The sequence below is a fragment of the Sulfurovum sp. genome (assembly GCA_026990595.1).
Lineage (GTDB): Bacteria > Campylobacterota > Campylobacteria > Campylobacterales > Sulfurovaceae > Sulfurovum.
Genome location: JALXCZ010000003.1, coordinates 1 through 19,199, shown reverse-complemented (window position 1 = coordinate 19,199; position 19,199 = coordinate 1). Strand labels below are relative to the sequence as shown.

Here is a 19,199-nt window from a genome sequence, read left to right as displayed (position 1 = left end):
ATTCAAACCTATGTCGACTATATGTTCGACAGACACGTTGTTCCTGTAGAGGGAAGACCGACTGCACACGAGTACATCACTACCTACTCTTGCTAAAACCTTTCGGGCTTCGGCTCGAAACTCTTTTTCCCACATTTTTTATCTTCACATTTTTTAAACTTTAAACCAAAATATTGAAAAAAATTGTGAAACTGGATAAAACTACTTCTTAAAAATACTCTTCTCTTCTTCTTTTTTAAAGAAGGTAAAATAGGTCCAAAGTGTTGTACCATAGACAAAAATAGATAAAACTACTACCCCGATCGTTACCGCCTCAAACATCTCTTTATGAGCAAAGCTGTCTGGTATCATATGTACCAGAATGATAGAGAGCGCGCCCTTCATGCCAGAGAATGTCAGAATGAACCACCCTTCTGCTCCTACAGGTTTAATGGAAGTCAATACTTTTACATTACCAAAATACATAAATTTAGCCATAGAGATAGCGCGTATGAGTGTGGTTGCCACAAACATAGTAAGGATCTCTGTTCTGTATTCCCACAACATATGAAAATCTACCATTTCAGCCAGTACAAAAAATATCATGACTGCAGCAATGTACCCAAACTCTTTTGCCATTTCGTAAATATATTCAAGTCTCTCATATGTGGTGGAATGTATACTCCCCAATCTTAGGCTACGCATAAAACTTTTAGTCTTTTTGCTACTATCTTCTCCGAGATCAAAGTCGATCCATGCTTTGGTAGCAACAATAGCTACAATAAGAGTTAAAATACCGCTTACATGCAACTCTTCAGCCAGTACATAGGCTGCATAAGCTTCCACAATAAAAGCAAAAAGCTCTCCTCTCCTGTTGGAAAAGAGTTTCATGATCATATAAAACCCAAAGCCTAGAGCCAAACCTAGAGCTGTACTTACTGCAAATACACGCAGGGCATCTATCACAGCATGTGAAGCATCAATATGTCCAGACATCATCCAAGGCAGTCCTATGAAGAAAAAAGCGATGACCGCTGTAGCATCATTACCCAAAGACTCACCTTCTATCAGTACTTTGATATCGTGACTTATACCTTTAAAACGCGAAAGTACAGACTGCACACTCACAGCATCCGTTGCCATATTGATGGCAAAAAGTGCCACATAGGCACCCAGACTCAACCCTTTGAAAATATCAAAATAATGAAGACTGGCACCAGCAGCAATAGAGAGTGCCACGGCTACCACCGCCAAATAAAAAATACTCCATGCATGTTTTTTAATATCTGAAAAATGCAGATGCAACGCATCTCCCATAAAAATAAGCGGGATACAAAAAAGTATCACTGTCGAAAAGTTTTCTGCCAGATCAATAGGTACAGCCGCTCTGAAATACGTATATGTCAGGTAGGAACCTATCAGCAGTAAAAAAACTGATGGAATTTTGAGTCTATTGGCAAGTGCATCTGAAAGTATCACTAAACTCAGTATGGTGATCAATACAATTTCCGGAGCAAAACTATGCATTGGTATCCTTTAAATAAAATGTGGCTAGCCTCATGAACCCACTGTTGCAGTGAACTCAGCGTTTGCATAGCCATAGTGAGCTTTGCTCATATGTGTTCTGTCAAAACAGTTCGCCGCTGTCTTCTGAGACTGGCCGTTTAGGTACATTTCTTCTGGGATGGAGAGGATCATCTTCTTGTTTTGTTTCATCTGTATCTTCATCAATATGCAATGTTTCTGCCATCTGTGTCTCGTCTTCGAGATTGATCATTTCAGATGTTCCGTTTTCATCTTCCTCATTTAACATCTGAGCATAAGGATTTATGTTTTTTCTATAGCTGTTCGGCAAGGGTGAATTTTTAGTATAGAGTTCACTTTTCCCCTCATACTCTCCTCTAAATACTCCCTGAGGAATATCAAAAGTACGTTTTGTATTAGGATAGAGGTTAAGCAATTTTTTGTAATAATAGGCAAATGCAGGCGCAGCCAAAGCACCACCTGTAGCTTTTTTCCCTATAGGTTTATTATTATCACGTCCAAACCATACGATTGTCTCTATTGTCGGGGAGTATCCACAGAACCAGGCATCAACCCCATTATTGGTCGTACCTGTTTTCCCTGCAAGCTCTATGCCTTTAACTTGGGCATTTCTTCCTGTACCACGTTTAATGACATCTTTGAGTATGTCTGTCATCAAATATGCCTGTTCTGGGGTCGTAAAATCTGAAATCTCCTTGGGGCGTGTCTCATAGATCACTGCACCCTCTCTTGAGATGATCGCAGAGACCAATCGCGGTTCTATCATATGCCCTTCATTTGCAAAGACTGAGAATATCTGTGCCATTTTTAAAGGACTTAGCCCCAGATTTCCCAGAGCAATGGACATATCTTTTGGTATGTGAGGCACGTCTAAGAATTTTAATCTGTTACGGATCGTACTGACACCAAGATCAGCTACCAGATTGATAGTTGCAAGATTTCTTGAATGTACCAGTGCTTCCCTCAATGGTATAAAACCTTTAAAATTCCGTTCGTAGTTTCTTGGTGCCCATATCTTCTTTTTACCTCTATAGGTATATTCAAATGTACGGGCAAGGTCAGTTAACGGTGTAGCAGGATTATACCCCATATCCAAAGCAGTCTGATAGATGAAAGGTTTAAAAGCAGAACCCGGTTGGCGTTTGGACTGAGTCACTCTGTTAAAAGCAGATTTTTTATAATCAACCCCTCCCACCATCGCCAAAATATCACCTGTTTTACTCTCCACTGATACAAAAGCACTATTGAGTGTGGTTTTTTTCGGATTCTCTTTGTATCTTTTTACTGCTTTATGAAAGGCATAATTAACCGCATCCCGTGCAATCGCCTGCTGTTTCATATCGATAGTCGTATATATCTGGTATCCACCTGTACGAATATCTCCCAATCTTCCCTTAAAGCGTCTCAGTACTTCATCCACAATATAGGGAGCAATATTCTGTGTCAGAGAAGTTTTATAGACTTTAGGGGATTCTTTGACTGCTTTAAGATAATCACTCTGTGTGATCCACCCTATACTCTTCATACGGTAAAGCACATTGTTAGCACGGTTGAGTGCACGTTTGTAATGACGTAGCGGATTGTAAAAACTCGGTGCATTTGGAATACCTACAAGCATCGCACACTCCTTAAGTGTGAGTGCACTCAATTCTTTATGAAAGTAGCCTTGCGCCGCTGTTTTAACTCCAAAATAATTGTTACCGTACGATATTTCATTAAGATAACGTTCAAGGATCTCTTCCTTGGTCAGTTCATGCTCTATCTTGAGTGCCAGAATCGCCTCTTTGATCTTACGGGTCAACTTTTTTTCATTGGTTAAAAGTTTGTTTTTGATAAGTTGTTGTGTCAGGGTGCTCCCCCCTTCTACAAAATGTCCTGCTTTAATATCTTTAACGATCGCCCTCAAAATAGCATCTGGATTCACTCCATTATGTTCAAAAAAACGGGTATCTTCCATAGCGACCAGTCCTTCGACCAGTACTCCGGGAATTTCATCATAACGTGCATAGAGACGATGCTGTTTTTTAAAAACATAGGCCAGTTTTTCACCATTTCTGTCTAAAATAATACTGGAAGTTTCAGGTTTATAGTTAATAAGTTTATCTGCATCCAAAGAGATCTCTTCATACGCATAGATAAACGCTCCGATCAGCAAGACAGCAAAGAGGATAGCTAGAATGATGGAGCCTTTGACTACACGATTGAACACATCTAAACCTTCAATTTTATATTTATTCTACCGTATTATGGCTAATGAGTGCCAACACATGCTTGATCTTTTTTACAGAGATATTCACATTGAGTATCACCCGCATGATAGGTTTATCTACAGTAGGCTGCCTGATCGCACCAACAAGATACCCTTGTTTCATCAAACCTTTTTGTATAAACTGTGTATGTTTATTATTTGGCATAACCATTGGTAAAATAAGACTTTTACACTCTATTCCGATGAATTTTTTTACCATTTTTTGACGCTTAATAATTTTTTTACGGTATTTTTTAGCGTTTTTACGTATATATTCCATATTTACTAATGCCAATGCTGTATCAAATACTGAAGGTGCAGTAGAGTAGATGATTGGTTTTGCACGATTCACCAAGAATGTAATAATCTCTGAAGAGGCTAAAATATATGCTCCGTATGATCCATATGCTTTACCCAATGTACCCATTTTAATATGCCGTTCATGGATGGCAATACCGTAATATTCAAAAATACCCAAAAGTTTTTTACCCAACACCCCACTGCTGTGTGCTTCATCTACAATCATAAGTGCTTCATAAGCATCTGCTAAGTCAAATATCTCTTTTTTGCATAAGTCTCCACCCATAGAATAAATACCCTCCACAGCAATGATCTGTCTTTTAGCCGGATTGTCTTCTAATTTCCGATGTAGGTCTTCTACATTATTATGTTTGAAAGTTACTACTTTCTCACCCAGAATCTGCGCTGCCATCACACCCGAAGTATGGTATTCTTCATCCATAAAAAGCATATCACCTTTCCTTACCAATGCCTCAATGAGTGACATATTGGCAAGAAAACCAGAACCCACTGCCAACCCTTCTTCAAAACCGTTCTGTTCCGCCATTTCTAACTCAAAGATACGATGGATAGGATGGTAGCCATTGACAAGCATGCTGGCTTTTGAGCTTAGTGTCTCATACTCTTTCACAAGTTTGACTGCTTTATTGAACTGTTTTTTATTTTGTGACAGACCCAGATAATCATTACTTGCCAGATCTTTCAGTCTGTCATCAAAAAGTATACGTTCTCTAAAACGTCCTGCTTTTTTAAGAGCGTCAAGTTCATTTTTATACATCTTTATATCCTGATTTCAACCATGGCAACAATGTTTCCACCTGTAACCCCATCGCTGTACTCTCATATCCTTCGACAGATGCAATATACTTTTTACAAAATCCTTCCACCATACATCCACCTGCTTTACCTTGCCACTCTGCACTCTGCAAGTAGATTTCAAGATCATCCTCATCAAAGGAGGCAAACCGGTAATAGGTAGCTGAAATATCTGTAAAAAGCAGTTTTTTCGATTTGAAATGAAGAGAGGAAATGATGGAAATGCTTGAGCCGCTCTGCATCTTTAAAATACGTCTTGCATCTTCTCTATCCTTAGCCTTACGCAAGATCGTACCGTCTGCAGCAGCAATGACCGTATCTGCACACAGAAGCGGCATTTCCAATCCAAATGTTTCAAGTGCCGCTTCAAGTTTGCCTTTGCTAGCAGTGTAGACAAAATCTTTGGCGATCGTTGCAGTAATTTTTTCTTCATCATATTCCACTGTTTTTTGTATAAAGTCTACACCAAACTTACGTAACAGCAGTGCTCTGCTTTCAGAGTTTGAACATAAACAGATCACTATAAACCTCTAAGACTCACGCCCAAATAGAGCGCTAATATACCCAACATAATATTCACCGGCAACAATACATTTGGAATATATTTCACCTTGACTTTTGCTTCAGCCAAGCTGCCTCTTTCAAATAGTTTCCATGCTGCTCTTCGCTGTAAATACATATATATAAAATTGAGTGTCATGACCATCCAGATGGTCTCTTTCGCAAGAAAAAAGTATTTTAGATCACCGTGATGTCCATTAGAGCCAATAGCCATCATTAATCCTGTTACCAGAAGTATAAGTATAAAAGGGATCACAAGATGAAAAAGTCTTCCTGTGATCTCAAGCGTTTTACTCAGCTTGATCTTGGGTTCGTCTATACTTTGGAATACCGGATGCACTGCCACACGAATAGAAATCATCCCGCCTACCCATACAAAAGCAGAGAGTACATGCAAGAAAACAACGGTATGGCTAACCATCTTAATTACTGCCCTCAAGTACTTCTGCAAGATACGTTTTTGCCTCTTCCAGTGCTGTTTGTATCTTACTTGCATCTTTCCCACCTGCCTGGGCAAAATCAGGACGACCACCACCGCCACCGCCTACGATCGGTGCAATAGATTTGATCCAGTCCCCTGCTTTTACAGAAGTATTTTTGGTACCTGCGGCAAGCAATACTTTGTCACCCTTTTTCTGGAAAAGCATAATGGCAATAGCCTCATATTTGTTCTTTGCTTCATCGATCAGTTCTTTTATATCTCCGGCTTCTACCTCTTCAATAATAACTGTGACACCATTCACTTCAGAAGCACTCAACTCTTTTTTCGTACTGCTGAGTGCTGTTTGCAGTTCAATTTTAAGTGTTTTGATCTGTTCTTTGAGTTTACTAATACCTGCTATGGGATTCTGATTCTTCACAGCTTCTTTAACATGCCCTATTTCATCTCTAAGTACCTTGACCTTCTCTACAGATGCTCTGCCACAGATTGCTTCAATCCGGCGAACTCCTGCACTCACCCCACTCTCTTTGGTAATCATAAAGAGCCCTATTTGTGAAGCATTGTTCACATGTGTCCCGCCACAAAGCTCTACAGAAGCATCACCGAAACTGACGACCCGTACCTCATCACCGTATTTTTCACCAAACAGTGCCATGGCTCCAGAGTTTTTGGCTTCATCCACACTCATAATCTTTGTCTCTCTGGGAATCGCACGTGCTATTTTGTCATTGACCCAATCCTCCACTCTTTGAAGCTCTTCATCTGTCATTGCCTGAGGATGTGAGAAGTCAAAACGCAGACGCTTGTCATCATTGAGTGAACCTGCCTGGGAAATATGTTCTCCAAGTACAGCCCTTAGAGCAGCATGCAGCAAGTGGGTTGCAGAGTGGTGTTTTTCTATCTCTGCACGACTTTGATCAACCATGGCTTCTACCTCATCGCCAACTGCAAGTTTACCCTCTACTTCGGAAAGATTCATATCAAGGAATTTTTTGGTATCTATCACATTAATTGTCGGGGTGAGGGCACCCCGACCTACAAGTGTTCCATAATCTCCTACTTGACCACCTGACTCAGCATAGAATGGTGTCTTATCAAGAAGTACCCAACCTTTACCATCTATAGCGCTAGTTTCTTTAAAGTTTTCATCAAGAAGTGCGAGTACTTTCGCTGTGGCTGTTGTACTACTGTATCCTACAAATTCATTGACATCAAACTTCTCTTTAAGTGCCTTAAAATCACCCGTAGTAGCTGCGTCTCCTGTACCTTTCCAACCTGCTTTAGACTGTGCTTTTTGAGCATCCATCTTGGCATTAAATGCATCCATATCAAGCTTTATACCTTTTTCACGCAACATATCTTCAGTCAAGTCAAGAGGGAAACCAAAGGTATCATACAGTTTAAAAGCCACTTCACCGTTAAAGATATCGGAAGTGTTTTTAAGCTCTTCGTTAAAAAGTTTGATCCCAGCCTCAATAGTATCAAAGAAACGCTCTTCTTCTAGTTTCATAGACGTTTTAATTGCTTCAGATTTAGAAGTTAAGTAATCATACTGCCCACCCATGGTATCGACTAAAGTATCGACCAGTTTATACATAAACGGTTCACGGAGTCCTAACAGGTATCCATGTCGAATGGCACGACGCATGATGCGTCTGAGTACATACCCACGCCCCTCTTTGTCAAAGTTTACCCCTTGTGCAAGTAAAAATGAACAAGAACGCAGATGGTCTGCTATAACACGGTAACTTGCGGAATTTACAGCATTAAAATTATAAGGTGTACCGACAAGTTCACCAATTTTGTCTAAAAACGGCATAAAGAGTGAAGAGTGGTAATTGTTCAACACACCCTCTTTAATGGCAACGACCCTTTCAAGTCCCATACCTGTATCGATGCTGGGCTTTGGCAGGGGAGTGAGTGTACCGTCTTCACTTCTTTCGTACTGCATGAAAACAAGGTTCCAAATTTCAAGGAAACGGTCACCCTCTCCACCCATCACATCCTCTTCGGAATGAAAGTGTTCTTCCCCCTGATCGTAGAATATCTCCGAACATGGTCCGCAAGGTCCGGTGTCACCCATCTGCCAAAAGTTGTCTTTATCCCCAAAACGTACAATACGGTCTTTAGCGATATGTCTACTCCATATCTCTTCGGCTTCATCATCAGAATCATGCACCGTCACCCACAGCTTCTCCATTGGTAAGTTCAGGTAGTTTTCAGAGGTAATAAATTCCCAGGCATAGGCAATAGCATCTTCTTTAAAATAGTCGGCAAAAGAAAAGTTACCTAACATTTCAAAAAGTGTATGATGACGTGCGGTATAACCGACATTATCAAGGTCATTGTGCTTTCCCCCTGCTCTCAGACAAGTTTGGGAAGATGTTGCACGAGGCGGATTCGGGATCGGTACTTCTCCGGTAAAAATGTTCTTGAACTGTACCATGCCGGCATTGGTGAACATGAGTGTTGGATCATCAGGAACAAGAGGTGAACTGGGTACAAGCTTGTGCCCTTTACTTTGAAAATAGTCTAGAAATGATTTTCTAATATCCATGGGTTAAATATCCTAAAATTTTGTTGTATAAATTAAAGATATTTTATCTAAAATGTGGTTATTAGGAGATAAAACACAGTGTAACTGTATCAAGAGAGATAATTCACCTCCAAACCAGGAGGTGAAAAAACAATTTTATCACAGTTGGAATGTACAGTAGTCTGCTTCACCTACATTATCAAACTCAAAATGACCATTACTTTCAGTACGACCGAAAGTACCTGAAGTACACTCATATTTGATACCACTTATACCTGCACCACTATCATCTTCAATATACAGATCATCAACAGTAGAATCAACAATACGTAACTCCAACTGCAGTGTACAGTCATCATTGGGATAAAAATAAAAACCACCGCTTCCGTCTGTCAATTCAACACTGTTTCCATCACATGTATATCTGATGTCAGCAACACCGTATCCGTCCTGATCCACAACATGATATTTTATCTCATCATTATAATAGTCATCAGAGCTGCTTCCGCAACCGTTTAACGCAAGAACAGCAAAGATCGTAATAGATAAAAATATAAATTTTTTCATGACTAACTCCTATTTGTTATATCTAATAGAAGTTTGCCTAGAAATTGTGTTAGATTTGTGGGTGATCGCGATCTAATTCCATTTTCTTATCTTATTATGACAAGAAATACATTCATCCAAGACTCTTGTATAATTTGACGCCGCACCATGTTTATGACCTGATTCCATATTCTTTTTTATACCATCAGCATATTTCTTTATATTTGAAGATTGTCGTTTGGCAAAAAAAGTACTATAATCCAATTCTGAGTTAGGCGCTACCTCAATCGTACTCGCAGCCTTTTTAAGTTTTACAACAGCTTGAAGTACCATATCTTTATTATTGTAAAGAATTCCCTTTTGTATCTGTGACATAGCCGATTCCATACTCTGCATATCTTTTATCCTGTCTGTCTGATCATATGCTTGTGCATTAAAAGTAAATATGCCAAAGGTCAATAAACCCATCATTATCTTTTTCATCAATTCTCCTTATAGGCTTAATAGCTTTTGATAAATTTATTATATCACAATTTTTTATATTTCCAAATCTTTTAAAAGTGTTGCTATTTTTTGACTTCCATTTTTCTCAACGATCTCCATCAGCCCATGACTGACTGCTGACATATTTTCATCCAATAGTATCAATACCTTCTCCTTATCTATTTCATTTTCTCTCATGATCCATGCAAGATTCTGCTTTACTAAAAATTGTGCATTATGGTATTGATGATCGCTGGCAGCATAAGGGTAAGGGATGTAAAGTGTGGGCACAGCTGTGGCAGAGAGTTCCCAGAGTGTTGATGCTCCTGCACGTGCAATGGCAAAATCCGCTTCATTCATGTAGACTGCCAACTTGGTCGTAAAACCAAATACCTCCGCTTCTATATCTAAGTCATCATACGCTTTTTGTACCTCTTCGATATTGTTTGTCCCAGCCTGATGAATGATCCTTATCCCATTTTGTTTTAACTGTGGAGCAATGCTAAGAGCAAGAGTATTAATAGCCTTTGCACCCTGAGAACCACCCAGAAAGATAACAGTTTTTACCGCATTGCGCAAATGCGCATTCTTAAAAAATATCTCTTTAACAGGATAGGCTTTGATCGGACTCTCCTCAAGATAGGAAGAAATAAAGTATGTTGCATAAGGCTTTAAGAGTTTATTGAGTGATCCCAATGCTGCATTCTGTTCATGTATCACCAGAGGTGTACCCGTAAGCTTGGCTGCAAATGCCATAGGTGCGGCAGAAAACCCCCCTACAGAAAAAACCACTTTTGCTTTATGCTTGTGTATAAGCTTAATGGATTTAAGGGTTGCTCCAGCCATCATGAAGAGAGATTTTATCTTTCCCAATCCCCCCTGATTTACCACACCGCGTGTATCGAAAAAATATTTGTAAGCAAAATCTTCATCATGATCAAACCATTGTTTATCTTGCCCTTTGGTAGAACCCACATAGATTAACATTTCACTGCTATCTGCTACCTGTTCACTGTTACCTGCAACCAGTGCTTCTTTTACCGCTCTTATGATCGCTAAATGTCCACCGGTTCCGCCACCTGTCATAAGTATACTCACAATATCCTCCCGTCTGCACCTCTGGGTACTTTCTTTGATACCATTAATACCATACCTATAGCTACACATGATGCCAAAATATGTGAACCTCCGTAACTCAAAAACGGTACAGCGATTCCCTTAATAGGTGTGATCCCCGAAATTCCGTAAGAATTCAAAATAAAAGAAAATGCAATGAGAAGTCCAACACCAATAGAAAAAAGATAGTACATAGGGTCTTTTACTTTGGAAGCTATTTTGAAAATACGGAAAATAATAAGCAGTATGGTAAGGGTTACCAAAAGCAACCCTAAAAATCCGAGCTCTTCAGTAATCCCTGCGAGGATAAAGTCTGTATGGACTTCACTAAGGTAACCCAATTTAAATTGTCCATTTCCCAAGCCCTGGCCAAAAAACCCGCCATTGTGGATAGCATTGAGCGAGTTCGATATCTGCCATGGCTCTTTTACACTTGCTTCTACCCGAAGATCCTGTACTGCTTTAAAAGGCAGCACAGAGAGTATGCTGTCCTGTACCGTAATCCACCAACTTTTTATCCTTGCCATACGGTGCGGTGCAAAAAATATCAGTCCGATAACCGCAATAAAAGCACCCGTTAAAAGTGTAAAAAAGAATTTCATCGAACTTCCAATAAACAAAAAAAGTACTAAAAGTGTTGCTCCGAGCACCACTACCTGTCCCAGATCCTTTTGAAAAACAGCAATCAACATAACCGCTACAAAAAATACTGCCAGATAAGGAGAAAAAGCGCGAAGTTCTTCAAAAAATCCCATATTGGTTCTACTTAGAAATTTTCGTGAAAAACTCCATGCCAGAAAAAAAACAAATCCGACTTTAAAAAATTCAACAGGTGCGATGGACATAGGTCCCAAATGTATCCAGCGTTTTGCTCCTCCTACTGCATTAACCAAGGAGGCAGGCAGGAACTGCATTACTATCATAAGAATAAAAAAGAGTATAAAAAGCAATAACCCTACTTTTGAGAACCACTTATCCGGATCCATTTTACTTAAAATGACCATAGTAACAAAACCTATAAACACAGCAACACTTTGCCTGATAAAAAAATGAAAATCCGTATAATGGAAATGCAATACCGTATAGACAGAAAGAGAATAACTCATAATCAAAGAAAGTGTCAAAAGTATCATAACTCCGGCTAAAAGGGGTTTATCGATCATATCTGTTCCATTTATATAATATTAATTAGTATTTTATCAAAATTAATAGATAACTTTGATAAAATTTCATATCAGATAGGGAAAATCATGAATAGAAAAATACAGAACCAGGCAATACACCAAAGAAAATATAAAATTACAGGACTTTTTCTTATCTTGTGCATTGCTATGTTCATATTTCTCTTTTCTATACTCAAAACCATCATTTCAGAAAGAAATATCCCCTCTCACAATACAACGATCTATGATCGTTCATTTCGCGGCAGTATCATCTCTGAAGATGATTATACACTCAGCAATTCACAAAAAACCTATCAGGCAGTAATTCGCGGTGCAAGTATTGATCCTGAAAAAAAAGAACTTTTTCTGAAACTTTTCAGTATTTACAGCGGTATTGAAGAAAAAAAACTGCGTAAAAAATTTAAAAACCGTAAAGGAAAGGATATAAAAGGCAATATCATCCTCTCTAAACATATTACTTCCAGACATGCTATGCAGTTAAAATCTCTCGCCTATAAGTTAAGAAAACTTGACGTATTTCGCTCTATTAAGAACCGTAACGGTATTGAGGTACTATATGGACTGGATATTATTGAAAACGGGGAAACCAGACGTTTTCCACTTAAGGATGTAATGAGTCCTATTTTAGGATATGTCGGTAAAAAAAGTGATGGACGCTATACTAGACCACAAGGGAAAAAAGGTCTTGAGCGCAATTATGAAAAACATATTACATCCAAGAAAAATGGCTATTTTAAAGGGAAACGCGATGTAGTCGGTACATTGATACATGATAAAAACAGTATTAAAATGCAGCGGGTTGACGGACTTGACCTGCACTTGAATATCCCTTTGGCATTCCAAAGAAGGGTAGAATTAATGCTCGACAGTATGAAACAAAGTATTGATGCTGAAGAAATCATTGTGGGTGTGATGGAAAGTAAAACAGGTAAAGTACTCAGTTTAGCAAGTTCTGAACGTTATGACCCTGCACATATTACCCAAAAAGATATTCCTGCACTCAATCCAAAATTTTCTGAATATCCCTATGAACCAGGTTCTGTAATGAAGCCGATCACCTTGGCAATCGCACTGGAACATAAAGTCGTTACACCTAATACCTGGTTCAAAACAGGCTATGATAGATTTCAAATAGGGAAAAAACGCTATATTACAGATGACGACTTCTTTGATTCACAAACAGCCACTGATATTATTGTTCACTCTTCCAATATCGGTATCTCACAAATATCCTGGAGGCTTACAGGAGAGCAATACAGAGATGGACTGCTTAAATTCGGAATTGCCAAACCTTCTGGCATTGATCTCTCCCGTGATCTTCCTGGACAGCTTAAACCTCTATATCTTCTCAATAACAAAATGCATAGAGCCAACAGCTCTTACGGTTATGGAATGATGGTGACATTTGCACAACTTTTTAAGGCCTACAGTGCTTTTAACAACGATGGTGTTGCTGTTACTCCTCGAATTGTTGCCTATCTCCAGGATGAAAAAGGAAGACACTATACACTCAAGCCAAAAGTAGGTGACCTAAAAGCTGTAGGTAAAAGAGCTGCCAGGCAGATACACAAGATCCTTTTGGAAGTTGTCAAACGTGGAACCGGGATAAAAGCACAATACCCAGGACTTGAGATAGGCGGGAAAACAGGAACAGCACATATTGTTAAACATGGGCACTATGTCCGTGAGTACCATAGTAGTTTCTACGGTTTCGCAAACGATAAAAAGGGTCATAAATATACCATAGGCGTCCTGGTCATAAAAGCAAAAAAATACCATAAATATTTTGCATCACAGTCCGCTGTACCAACTTTTAAAAGAATTGTAGATATTTTGGTAGAACTTGATTATCTTAAGCCAGAGGGTGGCATTGAAGCAGCAAGTCCACGAATCAAAGAACATTCCGGAATTTCTCTTCCTCCCGTCAGAGCACAGATGAAAAAAAGAAAAACTGCTGTAAAAAAAGAAAAAAAGAAACCTGTCAAGAAAAAATCTGTTAAATCACTCTTTAAAATAAAAACCAAACCTAAGCTAAAACCAAAGCCTCAACCTGTAAAAAACAGATCACCGCACGAAATGTTCGATGATCTGTTTTAAATCCACAGATTGTCAATAAGCCTTGGCTTTCCTACCCAGGCAGCGACTAAAATAATCGTATTACCTATCTCTACTTTCTCTAAGGCTTTAAATTCCCTGTTTACAATAGCAATATACTCTACACGGTCCGCTTCGCTCAACACTGCAGACATCTCTTGTTTGATCTTTTCTACATGCAACTCTCCCGCCATCACCATTTTTGTTGCACGTTTTAAAGCGCGGGAAAGACAAAGTGCACGCTCTTTCTCTTCATGATTCAAGTAGGCATTGCGAGAACTCAGCGCCAGCCCCCTCTCATCGCGTACTATCTCACAGGGAATAATAGTTACATCCATGAAATAATTCTTTACCATTTGCGTAATGAGTGCCAACTGCTGGGCATCTTTTTTGCCAAAGTAAGCATGGGTTGCGCTTGAGAGGTTAAGCAACTTCATCACAACCTGAAGCATTCCGTCAAAATGCCCAGGACGTTTTTCCCCTTCCAGTACATATCCCCGAATTGCAGGAGCACCTATGCAAAGTTCATCTTCTTCATACATCTGATCAATGGTCGGCATAAACAAGATGTCTACACCTGCAAGTTCACATATCTTCCTGTCTGCTTCCTCTTTGCGCGGGTAGGCATCCAAATCTTCACCCTCAAGAAATTGTGTGGGATTAACAAAAATAGAGACAATAAGATACTCATTTTCCTCTCTGGCCTGGCGAATAAGAGAAAGATGCCCATGGTGCAGTGCTCCCATTGTCGGTACAAAGCCAATGCTTCCCTGTAACGTTTTTTTAGCTTCCTGAAGTGTTTCTATTGTTCTTGCAATAATCATTGCTAACCCTCTATTTTGTAATATTTTGGTAAAATCATACCAAAATATTACTGTAGGGTGTTGTCCCTGACAATACCAAAAGCCTATTTCCCATTGTACCAATATCTGTTTGGTGCTGTGAGGACACAGTACCCTACAATGAAAAAGGAACTTTTTTACGTGGATACATACGAATACAGCGAACTTTTAAAATCTCTTGCTACCAAGATGGATAATATTGCCAATATTGTCAAACCTGACCTGCTTACCAAAAGGCTTGAAGAGATAGAGCAGATGCAGCAAGATACTGACTTTTGGAATGATACAGTCCATGCAGGGAAAATCTCTCAGGAAAAAACAAAAACAGAACGTATTTTAGAAACGTATAATAATGCGAATGATGCCGTACAAGACGCCATAGAGTACTTTGAGATGGCAAAGGCAGAAAAAGATGAAGAGACTTTAGAAATGCTCTATGAAGATGCAGGTAACCTACAGAAAAGTACACATGCACTTGAAGTACAAATGATGCTTTCAGGGGAGCATGATGGGAATAACGCTATTGTTTCCATTCACCCCGGAGCCGGTGGTACAGAATCACAGGACTGGGCAAGCATGCTCTACCGTATGTATCTGCGCTGGGCAGAGCGTCACGGCTTTAAGGTGGAAGGACTTGACTATCAAGCAGGTGAAGAGGCAGGTATTAAAGATGTTTCTTTCATAATCAAAGGAGAGAATGCCTATGGTTATCTTAAGGTAGAGAACGGCATCCATCGACTGGTGCGTATCAGCCCTTTTGATTCCAACGCCAAACGCCACACCTCATTCAGCTCAGTAATGGTCTCCCCTGAGATAGACGATGATATTGACATCGTTATAGAAGATAAAGATATACGTATAGACACCTATCGTTCCAGTGGTGCAGGAGGGCAGCATGTTAACACGACTGACTCTGCCATACGTATTACCCATATCCCGACCAATGTTATCGTTCAGTGTCAAAATGACCGGAGCCAACACAAGAACAAAGCCTCGGCTATGAAAATGCTCAAATCACGTCTTTTTGAATATGAAATGGCTAAAAAACAAGCTGCCATAGACGGTATAGAAAAGAGTGAAATAGGCTGGGGACACCAGATACGCTCTTACGTCCTGCAACCCTATCAACAGGTCAAAGACACCAGAAGTAATCAAGCCTTTACCAATGTCGATGCGATCTTGGATGGAGATATAGATAAGCTACTGGAGAGTGTACTTATTGCTCAGGCAAAATAGACACTAAGTCTTTTTTGTTTTATCTTTATCTTTCTCCTCTTCCTCCACTTTTTCATCCAATTTAAAATATTTTGAAACTGTTTTTGTTATTACTATAGCAGCAGCAAAAGCCAATAGAATCATTAGTGCCGTATAAAGTACATTGAGTAGATCAATCTTCACTTAAAGCTCTTTTAGCATCTTCTCTTCAAGTCTGTATGTCTTATCGCAACGTTCGGCCATACTTTCATCATGTGTTACCAAAACCAAAGCTGCATCATGGGTTTGAATATAGTCATTCAATACTTCCATTACAAGCACTGCTGTCTCTTTGTCAAGATTTCCCGTAGGCTCATCTGCAAAAATGATACGTGGTTTTTTACTCAAAACCCTTGCTATGGAAACACGTTGTTGCTCTCCACCTGAGAGTTCAGAAGTTTTATGTTGCATGAGATGTATGATTTGAAGTTTCTCCAAAATACGTTCATCTATTTTCTCTTCGGAAAGCATAGTCGCCACTTCTATGTTCTCCAGAGCACTCATTCCTTTAAAAAGGTAGTGAAACTGAAAAATGATCCCCACATCATAACGTCTTAATGACTCAATAGATTCATCACTGAGTGAATAAAGGTCATGTTCCAGCAAGGATACACTCCCCTCATTGGGCTGCATAAATGTGGAAAAGATATGCAACAGTGTAGACTTCCCTGAACCACTGCGTCCCACAATAGCCACACTCTGTTTAGGTGCAATTTTAAAATCTATATGCGTAAAAAGCGGATAGTCAAAACTATGGGAGACATTGGAAGCTTCAAGTAAAAAATGGGACATTACACACCTTTAAATAAGTTAGATGTATTTTAACATAAAAAGGTAAGTGGAAAAGAAAAATTGAATTGTTTTAAACAAATAGTGTAGATTTGAATTGGTGAAAATTATAAAATTCGAAAAATAGTCTTCTATTTTGCTGTAGGTTTGGCTGAACGGCGTGAGTGAAAAAAATAAAATTGATATAAGAAAATAGTCTTCTGATTTATTGTAGATTTGAAGGTTGTTGTTTGGGAGCATACGATAAGTATGTGACCAAACAAACTCCCTCAAAGATGCGATGAAGTAGAAGAACTATTTCATTTGAGCGGCTACTTCGGCTGCGAAATCTTCTTCCTCTACCTCAATACCCTCACCTACTTCAAGTCTAACGAAGTTTGTGATCTCTGCTTTACCGCCTGATTTTTCTGCAAAGTATTCACCTACAGTTTTACTGTCATCCATCACGAATTTCTGATCAAGCAGACACTGTTCCTGATCAAGTGTTGTATTGTCAGAGATAAATCTTGCGATCATTCCCGGGATAATTTTGTCCCAGATCTTCTCAGGTTTCCCCTCGCTTGCAAGCTTCTCTTTGATATCCGTTTCGGCTTTAGCCATTACTTCATCAGTCAATTGGCTCATAGAGATGTACTGAGGCACATTCTTTTCAGTTTTACCCAAACGTCTAAGCTCTTCATTCTCAGTTTCGATCGCTACGATTCTACCTTTTGTCTCATCTGCAACATACTGTGCATCAAAGTCCTTGTAAGAAAGCGTAGTTGGGCTCATTGCTGCTGCATGCATTGCAATCTCTTTAAGCACTGGAGTCATTGCTTCAGCCACTTCTGCTGATTCACATTTTGCTTCAATGATTACACCATTTTGGCTGTTTGAATGTACATATCCGTTTACTGCTGTAGTTTCATCACCAACAATAAGTGCAGAACGTCTAACTACCAGTTTTTCACCAATCGTTGCAACCTGCAATGAAAGATATTCTGCAAATGGCTCACCGTTAATAGTAGAAGCATTGATCGCCTCTGCATCTGCAAGATTGTTATCGAATGCATGGTTTACTACCGTAGAAAGAAGTTCTTTGAACTTATCATTTTGCGCTACAAAGTCAGTTTGTGAGTTGATCTCAACAATCACTGCTTTTTTACCATCAACTTTTACACCAATAGAACCTTCGGCAGCTGTTTTACCGGCTTTTTTCGCAGCAGCACCCATACCCTGGTCTCTTAGCCATTCAACAGCTTTATCCATATCTCCGTCTGCTTCAGTGAGGGCTTTTTTACAGTCCATCATCCCTGCATCTGTCATCTCTCTGAGTTTTTTAATGTCTTTAGGTCCAAAGTTTGCCATAATTACGCCTTTGCCAATTCTTTTGCAGATGCTACAGCGTCTTTAAAGTCGCCTTTGAAAGAGTATTTATCTTCCATAACTTGAATTTGCTCTGCTGTCATATTTGCTACATCGTCAAATGTGTAAAAACCTTCATCATTGAGTTTGCCTTGGTATACTTTACCAACGCCGGCAATTTTTGTAAGATCATCACCTTTTTTCTCTTCTTTTGCTGCTTTAGGTGCTGGAGCTGCTTTTTCTTCTACAAGTTTAGCTACTTCAGTTTCAGTTGCTGGTGCTGCTACTTCTTCAGCCGCCGCTTCAGCCATTACAGCTTCCATCTCACCTGCCGCTACTTCTTCTACATCTCCACCGTTAGCTTCAGCATATGCTGCTTTACCTTCGATAATCGCTTCAGCCATCTCTTTACAGAAAAGGTTGATTGAGCGGATAGCATCATCGTTTCCTGGGATCGGATAATCAATTACATCTGGATCACAGTTCGTATCAAGAGGAGCAACCACTTTCATACCAAGTCTTCTTGCTTCTTTTACTGCGATATGTTCTTTGACAGCATCAACAACAAACATCATATCTGGAAGTTTTTTCATATGTCTGAAACCTTCTAGGTATGAAGAGAGTTTTTCTTTCTTTCTTAAAAGCATCAATGCTTCTTTTTTTGTCAACATGTCAAGTTGACCATTCTCTTCCATTTGCTCGATGATTTCAAGTTTTCTGATAGATTTTTTCATTGTTGGGTAGTTTGTGAGCATTCCACCTAACCATCTTGTAGCAACATAAGGCATACCACATCTCTCAGCGTGCTCTTTTACTGCTTGACGTGCTTGTTTTTTAGTTCCTACGAAAAGTACAGTTTGCCCTTCAGCTGCTGCATCTCTTACTACATTGTAAGTATATTTGAAGTATCTAAGTGTTTTTTGAAGGTCAATAATATAGATGTTTTTTCTTGCACCGAAAATGAATTTCTTCATTTTTGGATTCCATCTTCTTGTTTGGTGTCCGAAGTGTACTCCACACTCCAATAGGTCTTTCATTGTTACCATAATTTCTCCTTGGGTAATACATAACAGCCCAAGCCATCTACTAAAGACTCTAAAAGTCCATAGAACATAACTTA

16 protein-coding genes and 1 pseudogene are annotated in these 19,199 nt (G+C 39.3%); 2 read left to right on the top strand and 15 right to left on the bottom strand.

The window, feature by feature from the left end; translation table 11 throughout:
* Window positions 1-201: 201 nt before the first annotated feature.
* The 10 genes from MVE01_RS00860 to MVE01_RS00815 all read right to left on the bottom strand — a co-directional run bounded on the left by MVE01_RS00860 (window position 202) and on the right by MVE01_RS00815 (window position 11,735).
* The gene (locus tag MVE01_RS00860) at window positions 202-1,506 is read right to left on the bottom strand and encodes a cation:proton antiporter (protein ID WP_472560268.1); all 1,305 of its coding nucleotides are present in this window, start codon (window positions 1,504-1,506) and stop codon (window positions 202-204) included.
* A gap of 100 nt (window positions 1,507-1,606) precedes the next feature.
* Window positions 1,607-3,733, bottom strand: a complete 2,127-nt coding sequence (locus tag MVE01_RS00855; RefSeq protein ID WP_472560267.1) for a transglycosylase domain-containing protein — start codon at window positions 3,731-3,733, stop codon at window positions 1,607-1,609.
* Between the two features lie 22 nt (window positions 3,734-3,755).
* Window positions 3,756-4,850 carry an aminotransferase class I/II-fold pyridoxal phosphate-dependent enzyme gene (locus MVE01_RS00850; protein WP_472560266.1) on the bottom strand — a complete coding sequence of 365 codons (1,095 nt, stop codon included), beginning with the start codon at window positions 4,848-4,850 and terminating at the stop codon, window positions 3,756-3,758.
* A complete protein-coding gene (gene maf / locus MVE01_RS00845; protein WP_472560265.1) occupies window positions 4,843-5,409 on the bottom strand; it encodes a septum formation inhibitor Maf in 567 nt (188 codons plus the stop codon). Before maf ends, MVE01_RS00850 begins: the two co-directional genes overlap by 8 nt.
* Window positions 5,409-5,870, bottom strand: a complete 462-nt coding sequence (locus MVE01_RS00840; protein WP_472560264.1) for a hypothetical protein — start codon at window positions 5,868-5,870, stop codon at window positions 5,409-5,411. The genes maf and MVE01_RS00840 overlap by 1 nt, the downstream gene beginning before the upstream one ends.
* A 1-nt stretch (window position 5,871) precedes the next feature.
* Complete coding sequence (gene alaS, locus MVE01_RS00835; protein WP_472560263.1) at window positions 5,872-8,448, bottom strand: alanine--tRNA ligase; 2,577 nt, start codon at window positions 8,446-8,448, stop codon at window positions 5,872-5,874.
* 138 nt (window positions 8,449-8,586) lie between these two features.
* On the bottom strand, window positions 8,587-8,994 hold the full coding sequence (locus MVE01_RS00830) for a hypothetical protein (protein WP_472560262.1): 408 nt from the start codon (window positions 8,992-8,994) through the stop codon (window positions 8,587-8,589).
* 72 nt (window positions 8,995-9,066) lie between these two features.
* Window positions 9,067-9,456, bottom strand: coding sequence for a hypothetical protein (locus MVE01_RS00825; RefSeq protein ID WP_472560261.1), 390 nt, complete (start codon window positions 9,454-9,456; stop codon window positions 9,067-9,069).
* Between the two features lie 54 nt (window positions 9,457-9,510).
* On the bottom strand, window positions 9,511-10,554 hold the full coding sequence (locus tag MVE01_RS00820; RefSeq protein ID WP_472560260.1) for a UDP-N-acetylglucosamine--N-acetylmuramyl-(pentapeptide) pyrophosphoryl-undecaprenol N-acetylglucosamine transferase: 1,044 nt from the start codon (window positions 10,552-10,554) through the stop codon (window positions 9,511-9,513).
* Complete coding sequence (locus MVE01_RS00815) at window positions 10,551-11,735, bottom strand: FtsW/RodA/SpoVE family cell cycle protein (RefSeq protein WP_472560259.1); 1,185 nt, start codon at window positions 11,733-11,735, stop codon at window positions 10,551-10,553. Before MVE01_RS00815 ends, MVE01_RS00820 begins: the two co-directional genes overlap by 4 nt.
* A gap of 87 nt (window positions 11,736-11,822) precedes the next feature.
* Between MVE01_RS00815 and MVE01_RS00810 the strand changes: the two genes are divergently transcribed.
* Window positions 11,823-13,853, top strand: coding sequence for a peptidoglycan D,D-transpeptidase FtsI family protein (locus tag MVE01_RS00810; RefSeq protein ID WP_472560258.1), 2,031 nt, complete (start codon window positions 11,823-11,825; stop codon window positions 13,851-13,853).
* Here the strand turns inward: MVE01_RS00810 and panC are convergent.
* Window positions 13,850-14,674, bottom strand: a complete 825-nt coding sequence (gene panC, locus MVE01_RS00805; RefSeq protein WP_472560257.1) for a pantoate--beta-alanine ligase — start codon at window positions 14,672-14,674, stop codon at window positions 13,850-13,852. The two genes, MVE01_RS00810 and panC, sit on opposite strands and share 4 nt — an antisense overlap.
* Window positions 14,675-14,833: 159 nt before the next feature.
* Here panC and prfB point away from each other — a divergent pair, with 159 nt between their 5' ends.
* Window positions 14,834-15,928, top strand: coding sequence for a peptide chain release factor 2 (prfB, locus tag MVE01_RS00800; protein WP_472560256.1), 1,095 nt, complete (start codon window positions 14,834-14,836; stop codon window positions 15,926-15,928).
* Between the two features lie 3 nt (window positions 15,929-15,931).
* Here the strand turns inward: prfB and MVE01_RS00795 are convergent, their stop codons facing one another.
* The 4 genes and pseudogenes from MVE01_RS00795 to rpsB all read right to left on the bottom strand — a co-directional run.
* Window positions 15,932-16,090 (bottom strand): hypothetical protein, encoded by a 159-nt coding sequence (locus tag MVE01_RS00795; RefSeq protein ID WP_472560255.1) that lies wholly within the window; start codon window positions 16,088-16,090, stop codon window positions 15,932-15,934.
* On the bottom strand, window positions 16,091-16,738 hold the full coding sequence (locus MVE01_RS00790; RefSeq protein WP_472560254.1) for an ABC transporter ATP-binding protein: 648 nt from the start codon (window positions 16,736-16,738) through the stop codon (window positions 16,091-16,093).
* 291 nt (window positions 16,739-17,029) lie between these two features.
* A complete protein-coding gene (tsf, locus tag MVE01_RS00785; RefSeq protein ID WP_472560253.1) occupies window positions 17,030-18,082 on the bottom strand; it encodes a translation elongation factor Ts in 1,053 nt (350 codons plus the stop codon).
* A 287-nt stretch (window positions 18,083-18,369) separates the two neighbouring features.
* A pseudogene (gene rpsB, locus MVE01_RS00780) lies at window positions 18,370-19,125 on the bottom strand (30S ribosomal protein S2); the annotation flags it as partial.
* Between the last annotated feature and the right edge of the window lie 74 nt (window positions 19,126-19,199).